Source organism: Geodermatophilus sp. SYSU D01036 (assembly GCF_054050435.1).
The window spans coordinates 26,824-40,738 of record NZ_JBJGZJ010000035.1 but is presented as its reverse complement, the minus strand read 5'-3'; the positions used below and the strand labels follow the sequence as shown (position 1 = coordinate 40,738).

The 13,915-nt window shown below is 75.1% G+C and carries 12 protein-coding genes and 1 tRNA gene; 8 read left to right on the top strand and 5 right to left on the bottom strand.

Features of this window, described 5'->3' with window-relative positions:
- Positions 1-158: 158 nt before the first annotated feature.
- Positions 159-1,310, bottom strand: coding sequence for an endo-1,4-beta-xylanase (locus ACI8AR_RS22225; protein WP_457052925.1), 1,152 nt, complete (start codon positions 1,308-1,310; stop codon positions 159-161).
- A gap of 167 nt (positions 1,311-1,477) precedes the next feature.
- Between ACI8AR_RS22225 and ACI8AR_RS22220 the strand changes: the two genes are divergently transcribed.
- From ACI8AR_RS22220 to ACI8AR_RS22210, 3 genes are all read left to right on the top strand, one after another.
- Positions 1,478-2,494: a LacI family DNA-binding transcriptional regulator gene (locus ACI8AR_RS22220; protein WP_457052924.1), complete on the top strand. Its 1,017-nt coding sequence runs from the start codon at positions 1,478-1,480 to the stop codon at positions 2,492-2,494.
- 155 nt (positions 2,495-2,649) lie between these two features.
- The gene (locus tag ACI8AR_RS22215; RefSeq protein WP_457052923.1) at positions 2,650-3,345 is read left to right on the top strand and encodes a polysaccharide deacetylase family protein; all 696 of its coding nucleotides are present in this window, start codon (positions 2,650-2,652) and stop codon (positions 3,343-3,345) included.
- A 68-nt stretch (positions 3,346-3,413) separates the two neighbouring features.
- Positions 3,414-4,913: an AAA family ATPase gene (locus ACI8AR_RS22210; RefSeq protein WP_457052922.1), complete on the top strand. Its 1,500-nt coding sequence runs from the start codon at positions 3,414-3,416 to the stop codon at positions 4,911-4,913.
- A gap of 17 nt (positions 4,914-4,930) precedes the next feature.
- On the opposite strand, the gene ACI8AR_RS22205 is transcribed toward ACI8AR_RS22210, so the two are convergent.
- The 4 genes from ACI8AR_RS22205 to ACI8AR_RS22190 form a co-directional block, all read right to left on the bottom strand.
- A complete protein-coding gene (locus ACI8AR_RS22205) occupies positions 4,931-5,383 on the bottom strand; it encodes a hypothetical protein (RefSeq protein ID WP_457052921.1) in 453 nt (150 codons plus the stop codon).
- A gap of 112 nt (positions 5,384-5,495) precedes the next feature.
- A tRNA-Arg gene (locus ACI8AR_RS22200) sits at positions 5,496-5,567 on the bottom strand.
- A 50-nt stretch (positions 5,568-5,617) separates the two neighbouring features.
- Complete coding sequence (locus tag ACI8AR_RS22195) at positions 5,618-6,319, bottom strand: DUF305 domain-containing protein (RefSeq protein ID WP_457052920.1); 702 nt, start codon at positions 6,317-6,319, stop codon at positions 5,618-5,620.
- Between the two features lie 7 nt (positions 6,320-6,326).
- Positions 6,327-7,187, bottom strand: a complete 861-nt coding sequence (locus tag ACI8AR_RS22190; RefSeq protein ID WP_457052919.1) for a DUF3105 domain-containing protein — start codon at positions 7,185-7,187, stop codon at positions 6,327-6,329.
- Between the two features lie 179 nt (positions 7,188-7,366).
- On the opposite strand from ACI8AR_RS22190, the gene argS reads away from it, so the two are divergent.
- The 5 genes from argS to thrB are packed head-to-tail and all read left to right on the top strand — an operon-like array spanning position 7,367 to position 13,816.
- Positions 7,367-9,028: an arginine--tRNA ligase gene (argS, locus tag ACI8AR_RS22185; RefSeq protein WP_457052918.1), complete on the top strand. Its 1,662-nt coding sequence runs from the start codon at positions 7,367-7,369 to the stop codon at positions 9,026-9,028.
- Positions 9,025-10,512, top strand: coding sequence for a diaminopimelate decarboxylase (lysA, locus tag ACI8AR_RS22180; protein WP_457052917.1), 1,488 nt, complete (start codon positions 9,025-9,027; stop codon positions 10,510-10,512). The genes argS and lysA overlap by 4 nt, the downstream gene beginning before the upstream one ends.
- Positions 10,509-11,807, top strand: coding sequence for a homoserine dehydrogenase (locus tag ACI8AR_RS22175; RefSeq protein ID WP_456937655.1), 1,299 nt, complete (start codon positions 10,509-10,511; stop codon positions 11,805-11,807). Before lysA ends, ACI8AR_RS22175 begins: the two co-directional genes overlap by 4 nt.
- Complete coding sequence (gene thrC, locus ACI8AR_RS22170) at positions 11,804-12,883, top strand: threonine synthase (protein ID WP_457052916.1); 1,080 nt, start codon at positions 11,804-11,806, stop codon at positions 12,881-12,883. The genes ACI8AR_RS22175 and thrC overlap by 4 nt, the downstream gene beginning before the upstream one ends.
- Positions 12,884-12,913: 30 nt before the next feature.
- Positions 12,914-13,816, top strand: coding sequence for a homoserine kinase (gene thrB / locus ACI8AR_RS22165; RefSeq protein WP_457052915.1), 903 nt, complete (start codon positions 12,914-12,916; stop codon positions 13,814-13,816).
- Positions 13,817-13,915 lie beyond the last annotated feature (99 nt).

Here is a 13,915-nt window from a genome sequence, read left to right as displayed (position 1 = left end):
GAACGGGCCGGGCGGGGTTGGTCCGAACCCGGTTGTGCTCCTTGCCACGCACGGTCGCCGGGACGGGCGCCCGCCGGGCCGGGGGGGGGGGGGGGGCGGGCCGGCGCGGCGGGAGGCCCCCGGGGGACGGCGGGCGGCCGACCACCGGGGCGGAGGGGTCAGCGCTCGGTGACCTGCCGGCCGGGCCGGGCCTCGGCCAGCAGCTCCTGGAGACGCTCGTAGGCGGGCTTGGGGTTGAACTGCTCGTCCATCACGGTCGCCTCGCCCTCGCTGGGGAAGAACACCGGCACCCAGGAGTACTTGTCGGTGAAGCCCCAGAGGGTGAAGGAGTTGCAGTCCTCGACGGCCAGGCAGGCCTCCAGCGTGCGGCCGTAGTAGTCGGCCTGCTTCTCCAGCTGCGCGGCGGTGGGCTCACCGCTGGCCGGCAGGTCCATCCGGACGTCGAGCTCGGTCACCGCGGTCTCAAGGCCCAGGTCGTCGAAGCGCTGCAGGTTCCGCTGCAGGTCGCCGGGGAAGCCGTACCGGGTGCTCAGGTGCCCCTGCACGGAGAAGCCGTCGACCGGCACGCCCTGGGCCTGCAGCTGCTGGATGAGCGTGTAGTAGGCGTTGCTCTTCGCGTTGACGCTCTCGACGCCGTAGTCGTTGAAGAACAGCTTGGCGTGCGGGTCGGCCTCATGGGCCCAGCGGAAGGCGTCCGCGATGATCCCCGGGCCGAGCTCGCGGATCCAGATGTTCTCCTCGGTCCGGAGGTTCCCGGCCCCGTCGAAGATCTCGTTCGCCACGTCCCACTGCTGGATCTGCCCGGCGTAGCGGCCGACCACCGTCTGGATGTGCTCGCGCAGGATCTCGCGCAGCTCCTCGGGCGAGAAGTCGCCCTGCTCCAGCCACGCGGGGTTCTGGCTGTGCCACAGCAGCGTGTGGCCGCGCACCACCTGGTGGTTCTCGCGGGCGAAGGCGACGATCGCGTCGGCCGGCCCGAAGTTCCACGCGTCCTGCTGCGGGCGCAGGAACTCCCACTTCATCTGGTTCTCGGGCGACAGCGAGCTGAACTCCTCGGCGAGGACCTCGCGGTACTGCGCGTCGTTCGGGAACGGGTCGGGGTAGGGCATCGTCTCGTGGTGCCCGCCGCCGGCGACGGCGCTGCCGATGACCAGGTCCGGCGGCGCAAGGCGGCGCAGGCTGTCCTGCTTGTCGTAGCCGGGGGCGGTGGCGGTGCCCCCGCCCGCCGGCGCGGCCCAGGCCTGGGCGCCGGTGGACAGCAGGGCAGAGGCGGCGCAGGTGGCAGCGGCCAGTCGGAGAACTCGCTTCACGGTGTCCCTCCAAGGACGTCCGGTGCGCGGGCACGGCCCTGTGGCCCGCGTCACTTCCGGAAGTTACCGGAAGACGACCGGTCATCCGCAAGGGGGGTAGGGCGCCTGGAGTGCCGGTGCGGCCCAGCCGAGCGCCGTAGGCTGGCCGCCGGCCCGGAGGAGGGGACGTGACGGACACCCAGCGCCAAGCCGTGACGATCTCCGAGATCGCCGCGAAGGCCGGCGTGTCCGTGCCCACCGTCTCCCGGGTGCTCAACCACCGGTCCGACGTCGCGCCGCACACGCGGGAGCGGGTGGAGCGGCTGCTGCGCGAGCACGGCTACCAGCGCCGCGGGCCGCACCGGGAGGAGCGGGCGGGCCTGGTCGACCTGGTCTTCGACGACCTGGACAGCCCGTGGGCGCTGGAGGTCATCCGCGGCGTCGAGCAGGCCGCGCACGCCGCCGGGGTCGGCACCGTCGTCTCGGCCGTGCACCGGCAGCGCAGCTCGGCCCGGCTGTGGCTGGACAACGTCCGGGCGCGCGCCAGCGACGGCGTCATCCTGGTCACCACCGCGCTCGACCCGGACCTGCACACCGAACTGCGCGGGCTGCACCTTCCGGCGGTCGTCGTCGACCCGGCCGGGCTGCCCGACCTCGACGTCCCCACGATCGGCGCCACCAACTGGGCCGGCGGCGTCGCCGCCACCGAGCACCTCACCGCGCTCGGCCACCGGCGGATCGCCCACGTCGCCGGGCGGCCGGGGCTGTGGTGCACCCGCGCGCGGCTGGACGGGTACCGGGCCGCGCTGGACGACGCCGGCCTGGCGGCGGATCCGCAGCTCGTCGTCCCCGGCGAGTTCGACTACGCCTCCGGCGCGCGGGCCGCCGCGCAGCTGCTGGAGCTGGCCGACCCGCCGACCGCCGTCTTCGCCGCCAGCGACCAGATGGCGCTCGGCGTCTACGAGGCGGTGCGCCGCCGCGGCCTGCGGGTCCCCGACGACGTGAGCGTCGTCGGCTTCGACGACCTGCCCCAGGCCGCGTGGTCCTCGCCGCCGCTGACCACGGTGCACCAGCCCCTCGGGCAGATGGGGGAGCTGGCCGTCCGCACCGTGCTGCGGCTGGTCAACGGCGAGCGGCTGGAGGGGCCGAAGGTCGAGCTGGCCACCCGGCTCGTCGTGCGCGACAGCACCGCCCCGCCCCGCTGACCCGATGCGCCGCGACTCGCCGTCGCGACCTCGGGCGATGTGACGCAGTGCGCGCCTGGGCTTGCTCTCTGCTGTGACCGGTGCCACGCTCGGCCACGCTCGTTCCGGAAGTTCCCGGGAGTGAGCCGCCCCGCCGATCGTCGACAGGAGCCCCCGTGCGCCGTTCCGCCCGCCTGGCCCGCCTCGCCGTCCCCGCCCTCACGGTCGGCCTCCTCCTGGCCGCCGCGCCGCCGGCGCAGGCCGGGCAGCCCACCGCCGAGGTCGTGACGACGACCCGGCACGACGACCGGTCGGTCGCCCTGACCTTCGACGACGGGCCGGACCCGGACGACACGCTGGACCTGCTCGCCGTCCTGCGCGAGCACCACGTGAAGGCGACGTTCTGCCTGTGGGGCGACCACGTGCGCGAGCACCCGGAGATCGCGCGGGCCATCGCCCGCGACGGCCACACGCTGTGCAACCACACGATGCACCACGACGACATGTCGTCCTGGACCCCCGAGCAGATCCGCGCCGACCTCGAGGCCACCTCCGCGGTCATCCGCGAGGCGGTGCCCGGCGCGCACATCCCGTTCTTCCGCGCGCCCTACGGCAGCTGGGGGCAGACGCCGGAGGTCGCGGCGGAGATGGGCATGCAGCCGCTGGGCTGGGCGCTGGCCATCGGTGACTGGGCGCCGCCGGGCACCGACGAGCTGGTCCGCCGCGTCGTGGACGGGGTGACCCCGGGCGCCGTCGTCCTCATGCACGACGGCGGCGGCGACCGCAGCCAGACCGTCGACGCCGTCGACCGGCTGATCCCGCTGCTGCGCGAGCAGGGCTGGCGCTTCGACCGCCCGGCGAAGACCGCCTGAGCGGCGGGGCCGGCCCCCCGGTTCCCCGGCGACACGCCGGGTCGGGGATCGCTACGCTCCGCCGCCACGTGCCGGTCGAGGGGAGCGGGGTCGCGGTGTCGGGAGCGTCGGAGGACGAGGCCAGGGAGTTCGCCGCGGGGCTGCGGTCCCTGCTCGACTGGCTGCAGCTGTCGGGGCACGCGGCGGGCAACGAGGTCGTCGCGCTGGTGCAGGGGACGCTCGGCCCCGCCGGCCTCGGCCAGTCGGTCGTCGCCCGGGAGCTGCCGGCCTTCGAGCACGTCAACCTGCAGACCGCGATCGACGCGTGGAGCGCCGCGCCCGGGCGCTCCGTGGAGGTGCGCGGTGTCGTCCTCCCGCCCCACTACGTCGGCATCGACCTGCAGCAGCTGATGACGGGGGAGGCGCTGCCCCCGGTGCGGCTGAGCGCGCCCGCGGTGGTCGACCTCCCGAACGGGCCGGGCTCGACGCTCGCCTGCCTGCGCCTGGCGCTGCTGCTCGTCACCGACGACGACGGCCGCTACGTCCTGCTGGTGCAGGAGGCGGGGGAGCACCGGCCGACGATGAGCGTCGAGGTGGCCGGCCTGCCGGTGCGGCGGGCGCAGGCCGTCCTGGCCGAGCTCGACCGGCTGCGCCGCGAGCTCAACGTCTACCGGGGCCGGCTGGTGGAGGTGACCCCGACGCCGACGGGCCAGGTCGCGCTCACCTTCCTCGACCCGCCGGACCTCACCCGCGACGACGTCGTGCTGCCCGCGGCGGTCCTCGACCGCGTCGAGCGGCACGCGCTCGGGGTGGCCGGGCACCGTGCCGGCCTGCGCGCCGCCGGCCAGCACCTCAAGCGGGGGCTGCTGCTCTACGGCCCGCCGGGCACCGGCAAGACGCACACCGTGCGCTACCTGCTCGGCCGCATGGGCGACTACACCCGGCTGCTGCTGACCGGGCGCTCGCTCGGCGTCGTCGGCTCGGTCACCGAGCTCGCCCGCGAGCTGCAGCCGGCCGTGGTGGTGCTCGAGGACGTCGACCTCGTGGCCGCCGACCGCTCCTTCGGACCCGGCGGCAGTCCCGTGCTGTTCGACCTGCTCGACGCGATGGACGGCGCGGCGCCCGACGCCGACCTGCTGTTCGTCCTCACCACGAACCGGGCCGACCTGCTGGAGCCGGCGCTGGCCGCCCGGCCGGGCCGCGTCGACGTGGCCGTGCAGGTCGACCTCCCCGACGCCGCGGCCCGCCGGCGGCTGCTGCTCCTGTACGGCCGGGCGGTGCCGCTGCGGCTCACCGACGACGACGTGACGCGCGCGGTCGACCGCAGCGAGGGCGTGACGGCGTCGTTCCTCAAGGAGCTGCTGCGCCGCGCCGTGCTCGAGGCGCTGCACGACCAGGACCCGGTCGTCGCGGTCACCGCGGAGCACCTCGACCGCGCCCTCGACGACCTGCTCGACTCCACCCAGCAGGTCACCCGCACCCTGCTCGGCGTGGGGGCCGAGGGTGCGGCGGCGGACGGCGACGGCCCGCAGCCCGGCCTCGCGCCGATCCACCACGGGGGCGGCTACCGCCCGTTCCGCCCGCGCTGACCGCGAGCGGTCCGCGGTCAGCGCAGCCGGTCCGCGATCTGCCGCAGCCCCTCCCGGATCGTCCGCCCGTAGGGGTCGTCGCCGAGCGCGCCGATCGCGGCCTGCGCCGCGCGGAGGTGCTCGCGGGCGCGGTCGACGTCGCCCAGCCTGCGGTGGCACTCGCTCAGGTTCAGGTGCAGCGACGGGTACAGGCCGGCCACCGGCAGCGTCACCCCCGCCTGCGCCAGCCGGTCGTCGGTCAGCAGGCCGGCGGCCGCCAGTGCCCGCTGGTCCCAGACCAGCTCCTGGCGCACGTCGTCCTGGACGTCGGCCATCGCGTGGGCGAGCGTGCAGACGTGCAGGGGGTCCCCGTGCTCGCCGCCGATCTCGTCCCAGGTCGCAGCGAACACGGCGCGGGCGGCCTCCCGCTCGCCCCGGTGGGACAGCTGCACCGCCCGGCCGATCCTGATGAGCGTCTCGTCCGTGACCACACGCGGACGACCACCCCGGTGCGCGGAACTCATCGCCGCCGCGGGCGGACCGCCGCGGGCGGAAGACGAGAACGGCCCGGACGGGTGACCGTCCGGGCCATTCAGCAGGGGGTGCCCCCGGCAGGATTCGAACCTGCGCACCCGCCTCCGGAGGGCGGTGCTCTATCCCCTGAGCTACGGGGGCTCGGGGCAGGAGAGAAGTTACCAGCCCTCCCCGCCCGTCCCGGCGGCGGGTCAGGGCGCCGGCAGCGGCGTCCCGCCCCGCGCGGTCAGCATGCCGACCATCGTCGTCACCTCGGCGGTCTGCGTCTCGGCGATCGAGCGGGCCAGCCTCCGCACGGCCGGCTCGGTGGCGTTCTCCGCGGCGTACTGCGCCATGTCGAAGCCGCCCTGGTGGTGGCGGATCATCAGCCGCAGGAACTGGACGTCGAACGCCGTCCCTGACAGCGACCGCAGGGCGGCGAGTTCGTCCTCGGTGGCCATGCCGGGCATCAGCGCGCCACCGGAACCGGACATCGGGGACATGTCGTGGCCGGCGTGCTCGCCGCCCATCCACGCCATGTGCTCACCGCCGGAGCGGGGGAGACCCCACAGCGCGAGCCAGCCCTCCATCTGCCCGGCCTGGTTGGTCTGGGTGCTGGAGATGTCGAAGGCGATCTGCCGGATCTCGGGGTCGGTGCTGCGCTCGGGGGCCAGGTTGGCCATCTCCACGCCCTGCCGGTGGTGCACCGCCATGTCCCGCGAGAAGCCGGCGTCGACGGAGTCCGCCGTCGGCGTCGCCTCCTGCCCGATGCCGAGCCCCACCGCCAGCCCGCCGCCGAGCGCGACCAGCGCGACGGCGATGACGGCCAGGAGCGCGGCCCGCAGGCCGCGGCCGCGCGGGCGGGGGGCCGGCGCGGGGGTCTCCTGCCCGGGGCGGGTGGCGGTGGCGGTCATGGCGCGGTCACTCCGTCGGGGACTCGGTGGAGCCGTCGGCACCCATGGTCGGCGTGGTCGGCGCGTCGGTGGTCGCGCCCGCGCCGCGGCTCGCGTCGCCGACGACGAGCGGGTCGCTGATGAAGGTCGGGTTCTCGCAGCTGGCGCCGACCTCGGGGTAGGCGCCCTCGACCTCGGAGTTGAAGGTGAGGAAGTCGGCGAACTGCTCGATCCGCGGGTCGTCGACGGAGTCGACCTTCAGCTGGTGGTTCCAGGACTGCAGGCTGACCGCGGAGTCCAGGCCGGCGTAGGGCGACAGCAGCCGGCCGGAGACGCCGTCGACCAGCTCGGAGAGCTTCTCGACGTCGTCGCCGGTGACCGCGTCCGGGTCGTACGCGATCCACACGGCGCCGTGCTCCATCGAGTGGACGGCGTTCTCGTGCCGGATGTCGACGTCGTAGACGGTGCCGGTGCAGTCGGCCCACTCGCCGTCGTGCGGCCCGCCGACCGGCGGCGTCTGCTCGTACTCCACCGGGGTGGTGACGTGCTCCTGGCCGGCGGCGTAGTCGAAGCTCTGGATGCCGGAGATCTCGTCGAGGGCGTCGATCTTCGCGGCGTCGGACTGCCGCACCTGGACGACGGCGTAGGTGATGGCCGCGGCGGCGAACACCACGACGGCGACGGCGGCGGCGATCAGGCCCCACGGCCGCTGGTGCGTCACCACCTGCGTCGGCGGGCGGGTGCGGCCGCGGCCCCCGGGGCGGCCGGCGGGCGGGCGGGCCGACGCCCCGCTGCCCGGCTTCGCCGTCGACACCGGACGTGCGCCGGACCCGGACCGGCTCGACCCGCCTCCGGCGCGGCCGGCCTCGGGCTTGCGGTCCTTCGCCACGTGCTCTCCTCAGTGATCGTCGAGTGGTGCGTCCGCCGGTCGTGGCGCACGATGGGCGCTCCGGCGCGGCAGGGCTCGCGCCTGCCTCCGCACGCGAGTCTAGGTCGCGCACCTGGGCGCACCCTGGCAACGCAGGTGCGGCGGGGAACCGGGTCGCGGCCGCTGCCTACGATGACGCGGTGACACCCGAGCAGCTGCGCGACCTCGTCCGGACCGCGGTCGCGGCGGTCGTCGAGCGCGGCACGCTCGCCGTCGCCGTCCCCGACGACGTCCTCGTCGAGCGCCCCAAGAACCCCGAGCACGGCGACTACGCGACCAACGTCGCCCTGCGCCTGGCCAAGCCCGCCGGCATGCCGCCGCGCGCCGTCGCCGACCTGCTGGCCGAGGAGCTGCGCGCGCAGCCGGCCGTGGAGCGGGTCGACGTCGCCGGTCCCGGCTTCCTCAACGTCACCCTCGCGCAGGGCGCGCTGGGGCGGATCGCCGTGCAGGCGGTCACCGCGGGGGAGGCCTACGGCCGGACCGCCACGCTGGCCGGGCAGCGGCTGAACCTCGAGTTCGTCTCCGCCAACCCCACCGGCCCGGTGCACATCGGCGGCAGCCGGTGGGCCGCCGTCGGCGACGCGATCGGCCGGCTGCTGCAGGCCAGCGGCGCCGACGTGACCCGCGAGTACTACATCAACGACGCCGGCGCGCAGATCGACCGCTTCGCCCGCAGCCTGCAGGCCGCCGCCAAGGGCGAGCCGGTGCCCGAGGACGGCTACGGCGGCGCCTACATCGCCGACATCGCCGCCGCCGTCGTCGCCGAGGTGCCCGACGTGCTCGACCGCGACGACGACGCGCAGCGGCAGACCTTCCGGGACCGCGGCGTCGCGCTGATGCTCGACGAGATCCGCCGGTCGATGGAGGGCTTCGGCGTCGACTTCGACGTCTGGTTCTCCGAGAAGTCGCTGTACGACACCGGCGCGGTGGACAAGGCCCTGGCCCGGCTGCGGGAGCAGGGGCACGTCTACGAGTCCGACGGCGCGGTGTGGCTGCGCACCACCGACTTCGGCGACGACAAGGACCGCGTGCTGGTCAAGGCCGACGGCGAGACGACCTACTTCGCCTCCGACTGCGCCTACTACCTGGACAAGCGGGCCCGCGGCTTCGACCGGGTCGTGATCATGCTCGGCGCCGACCACTCCGGCTACGTCGGCCGGTACAAGGCGCTGGTGGCCGCCACCGGCGACGACCCGGACACCCATCTCGAGATCCTCATCGGGCAGCTGGTCAACCTGCTGCGCGACGGCGAGCCGGTCCGGATGAGCAAGCGGGCCGGCACGATCGTGCTGCTCTCCGACCTCACCGACGCGATCGGCGTCGACGCCGCCCGGTACGCCCTGGCCCGCGCCTCGGTGGACCAGACGATCGACATCGACGTCGAGCTGTGGAGCCGGCGAACCAGCGACAATCCGGTCTTCTACGTCCAGTACGCGCACGCCCGGATCTCCTCGGTGCTGCGCAACGCCGCCGACCTCGGCCTCGCGCTGGGGGAGGCGGACGGCGTCGACACGGGGCTGCTCGCCCACGAGCGGGAGAACGACCTGCTCCGGGCGATCGGCGAGTTCCCGCGGGTGGTGTCCTCGGCCGCCGAGCTGCGCGCCCCGCACCGGGTGGCCCGCTACCTCGAGGAGCTGGCCGGCACCTACCACCGCTTCTACGACGCCTGCCGGGTCCTGCCCCGCGGCGACGAGGAGGCGACGCCGTTGACCACCGCGCGGCTGTGGCTGTGCGCGGCCACCGCGGTGGTGCTGCGCAACGGCCTGGGCGTGCTCGGCGTCTCCGCGCCGGAGCGGATGTGAGGGCCCACCCGGCGGGGCCGCTCCACGGCGCCTTCGCCCCGGAGCCCTCGGCCGGGATGCCCCCGGCCGACCTCGGCGAGCTCGACCCGCAGGTCTGGCCGCGCACGGCCCGCCGGGTCGACGGCGAGCTGCACCTGGGCGGCAGGCCGGTCACCGAGCTCGCCCGCACCCACGGCACCCCGCTGTTCGTCCTCGACGAGGAGGACTTCCGCGGCCGCGCCGCCGACTTCGCCGCCGCCTTCGACGGCGCCGACGTGCACTACGCCTCCAAGGCGTTCCTCTGCGGCCAGGTGGCCCGCTGGATCGCCGACGACGGCCTGCACCTGGACGCCTGCAGCGGCAACGAGCTCGCCGTCGCGCTGGCCGCCGGCTTCCCCGCCGAGCGGATCGCGCTGCACGGCAACAACAAGTCGCTGGTCGAGCTGCAGCTGGCCGTGGACTCCGGCATCGGCCACGTCGTGCTCGACTCCTTCGACGAGATCGACCGGCTGGTGCCCATGGCCGAGGCGCGGGTCGCCGCCGGCGGCCACCCGGTGCCGGTGCTGGTGCGCACCACGGTCGGCATCGAGGCGCACACCCACGAGTTCATCGCCACCGCCCACGAGGACCAGAAGTTCGGCTTCTCGCTGGCCACCGGCGACGCGCTGACCGCCGCCGTGCGGGTCATCCGCGAGCCCGCGCTGCACCTGTCCGGGCTGCACAGCCACATCGGCTCGCAGATCTTCGACACCGCGGGGTTCGAGGCCGCCGCGCACCGCGTCGTCGGGCTCATGGGGCAGGTGCACCAGGCCACCGGTGAGGTGCTGGAGGAGCTCAACCTCGGCGGCGGGTTCGGCATCGCCTACCTGTCCGACGACGACCCGGTCACCCCCGCCGACGTCGCCCGCCGGCTGCGCACCGTCGTCGCCGCCGAGTGCGCCGCGCTGGACCTGCCGGTGCCGCGGCTGGCCGTCGAGCCCGGCCGCGCGATCGCCGGGCCCGGCACCGTCACGCTGTACGAGATCGGCACGATCAAGCCGGTCCGGCTGGGCGGCGGCCACGGCGGGCCGCAGGTGCGCAACTACGTCTCCGTCGACGGGGGGATGAGCGACAACATCCGCACCGCGCTCTACGACGCGAGCTACACCTGCGTGCTGGCCAACCGCACCTCCGACGCGCCGCCGGCGCTGTGCCGCGTCGTCGGCAAGCACTGCGAGAGCGGCGACGTGCTGGTCCGCGACCTGTGGCTGCCCTCGGACGTGCAGCCCGGCGACCTGCTCGCCGTCGCCGCCACCGGCGCGTACTGCTGGTCGATGGCCAGCAACTACAACTACCTGCTCAAGCCGCCGGTGCTGGCCGTGCGGGACGGCGCCGCCACCGAGATCGTGCGGCGTCAGACACTGTCCGACGTGTTCGCCCTCGACGCCGTGCTGGCCGCGACGCCCGCCCCGTCCCCGGCGATCGACCAGCCCGCGCCCGAGCACCCGGTGGGAGCCCGCTCGTGAAACCGCTCAAGGTCGCCCTGCTCGGCTGCGGCACCGTCGGCAGCGCGGTGCTGCGCCTGGTCGACGAGCAGGCCGCCGACCTCACCGCCCGGGTCGGGCGCCCGGTGCAGGTCGCCGGGGTCGCCGTCCGCCGGCCCGACCGGCACCCCGACGTGCCCGCCGACCTGCTCACCACGGACGCGCTCGGCCTGGTCACCCGCGACGACGTCGACCTGGTCGTCGAGGTCATCGGCGGGATCGAGCCGGCGCGCACGCTCATCCAGGCGGCGATCGAGGCCGGCAAGTCGGTGGTCAGCGCGAACAAGGCGCTGCTGGCCGAGGACGGCGTCGCGCTGCACGCCGCCGCCGCCAAGGCCGGCGTCGACCTCTACTACGAGGCCGCGGTGGCCGGGGCGATCCCGCTGCTGCGCCCGCTGCGCGAGTCGCTGGCCGGCGACCAGATCCGGCGTGTGGTCGGCATCGTCAACGGCACGACCAACTACATCCTGTCCCGGATGGCCGAGACCGGGCACGGCTTCGCCGAGGCGCTGGCCGAGGCCACCGAGCTCGGCTACGCCGAGGCCGACCCGACCGCCGACGTCGACGGCTTCGACGCCGCCGCGAAGGCGGCGATCCTCGCGTCGCTGGGGTTCCACACCGCGGTCACCGCCGCCGACGTGCACCGCGAGGGCATCTCGTCGGTCACCGCCACCGACGTCGCCCGCGCCGCCGAGATCGGCTGCACGGTGAAGCTGCTGGCCATCTGCGAGCGGGTGCCGGCCAACGGGGACGGGGAGGGCGAGTCGGTCGCCGTCCGCGTCCACCCGGCGATGATCCCGACGTCGCACCCGCTGGCCGCCGTCGGCGGGGCGTTCAACGCCGTCTTCGTCGAGGCCGAGGCCGCGGGGCAGCTGATGTTCTACGGGCAGGGCGCCGGCGGCGAGCCCACCGCGAGCGCCGTGCTCGGCGACCTGGTCGCCGTCGCCCGCAACCGGGTGGCCGGCGCCGCCGGGGCCGGGCCCACCGCCTACGCCGAGCTGCCGGCCCGGCCGATCGCCGAGACGCCCACCCGGTACCACGTCAGCCTCGACGTGGCCGACGTCCCCGGGGTGCTGGCGACCGTCGCGACCGCCTTCGCCGAGCACGGGGTGAGCATCGCCACCGTCCGCCAGGACGGGCACGGCGACGCCGCCACGCTGGTCATCGTCACGCACAGCGCCCCCGACGCGGCGCTGTCGGCGACGATCGCCGCGCTCCGGGAGGTCCCCGCGGTCCGCGGGGTCACCAGCGTGCTGAGGGTGGAGGGTCTGTCATGACGGGGACGCTGCACGGTTCCGTCTCGCCGGTCTGGCCCGGGCTGATCGAGGCCTACCGGTCGCGGCTGCCGGTCAGCGCCACCACGCCGGTGGTCACCCTCCACGAGGGCGCGACCCCGCTGGTGCCCGCCGTCGAGCTGTCCCGGCGCACCGGCTGCGAGGTGTTCCTCAAGGTCGAGGGCGCGAACCCGACCGGGTCGTTCAAGGACCGCGGCATGACCATGGCCATCACCAAGGCCCTCGAGGAGGGCTCGCGGGCGGTCATCTGCGCGTCCACCGGCAACACCAGCGCCAGCGCCGCGGCCTACGCCGCGCGCGCCGGGATGGTCTGCGCCGTCCTCGTGCCGCAGGGGAAGATCGCGCTCGGCAAGCTCGCCCAGGCGCTGGTGCACGGCGCCAAGCTCCTGCAGGTCGAGGGCAACTTCGACGACTGCCTCGCGCTGGCCAGCAAGCTGGCGATCGACTACCCGGTCAGCCTGGTCAACAGCGTCAACCAGTACCGGATCGAGGGGCAGAAGACCGCCTCGTTCGAGATCGTCGACGTCCTCGGCGACGCCCCCGACGTGCACTGCCTGCCGGTCGGCAACGCCGGCAACATCACCGCCTACTGGCAGGGCTACCGCGAGTACGAGGCCGACGGCCCGGCCACCCGGCGGCCGCGCATGTTCGGCTTCCAGGCCGCCGGCGCCGCACCGATCGTCACCGGCCGGGTCGTCGAGAACCCGAGCACCATCGCGACGGCGATCCGCATCGGCAACCCGGCGTCGTGGACCAAGGCGCTGGCCGCCCGCGACGAGTCCGGCGGCCGCATCGACGCCGTCACTGACCGCGAGATCCTCGCCGCCTACCGGCTGCTCGCCCGCAGCGAGGCGGTCTTCGTCGAGCCCGCCTCGGCCGCCTCGGTCGCCGGGCTGCTCAAGGTGGCCGCGGCCGGGGAGCTGGAGCCGGGGCAGCGCGTCGTGTGCACCGTCACCGGCAACGGGCTCAAGGACCCGGAGTGGGCGATCTCCGGGGCGCCCGCCCCGGTCACCGTGCCGGTCGACGCCGCCGCGGCCGCCGCGCAGCTGGGTCTCTAGGTGGCCGCTCGCTCCTCCGTGCGGGTCCGCGTGCCCGCGACCAGCGCCAACCTCGGTCCCGCGTTCGACTGCGCCGGCCTCGCGCTGACGCTGCACGACGTCGTCGACTTCGCCGTCGCCGACTCCGGGCTCGCCGTCGAGGTGTCCGGCGTCGGGGCGGGGGAGCTGCCCACCGACGAGCGGCACCTGGTCGTGCGGGCCTTCCGCGCCGCGTGCGAGCGGCTGGGCTGGACCCCACCGGGCCTGTGCGTGCGCGCGGAGAACGCCATCCCGCAGGGCCGGGGGATGGGTTCGTCGGCCGCGGCCGTCGTCGCCGGTGTGGTCGGCGCGTTCGAGCTGTGCCCCGACGTCGACGTCCGGGACGACGACGCGGTGCTGCGGCTGGCCGACGAGCTCGAGGGGCACCCGGACAACGTCGCCGCGTGCCTGCTCGGCGGCGCGACGCTGTCGTGGACGACGCCCGGGGGCGCGCGGGCCGACCGGCTGCCGGTGAGCGAGGAGGTCGTGCCGGTGGTGCTGGTGCCGGAGGCGACCCTGTCGACGCACACCGCGCGCACGCTGCTGCCGGACCTGGTGCCGCACGCCGACGCCGCGTTCAACGCCGCCCGCGCCGCGCTCCTGGTGCACGCGCTGACCGCGGAGCCCACGATGCTGCTCGAGGCCACCGACGACCGGCTGCACCAGCGGCAGCGCGCGGCCGCGATGCCGGACACGATCGCGCTGGTCGACCGGCTGCGCGCGGCCGGTCACGCCGCCGTCGTGTCCGGGGCCGGGCCCAGCGTCCTCGTGCTCGCGCGGCGGCACCCCGGGGACGCGACGGCGGTGCGCGAGGTGAGCGGGATCACCCCGGACGGGTGGCGGGTGTACCCCCTGGAGGTGGACCACGGCGGCGCGCGCGTGGTGCGAGTGACGCCTGGGGTATCGTCTTCGTAACGAGGAACACTCCGCTGGTCAGCGGTGTTGTCCCGTCCGTGGGGTGAGTCCTAGGCTTGCTGCGTAGCCGCCCCTCGGGCGAGCCTCGCGCGGAACGTT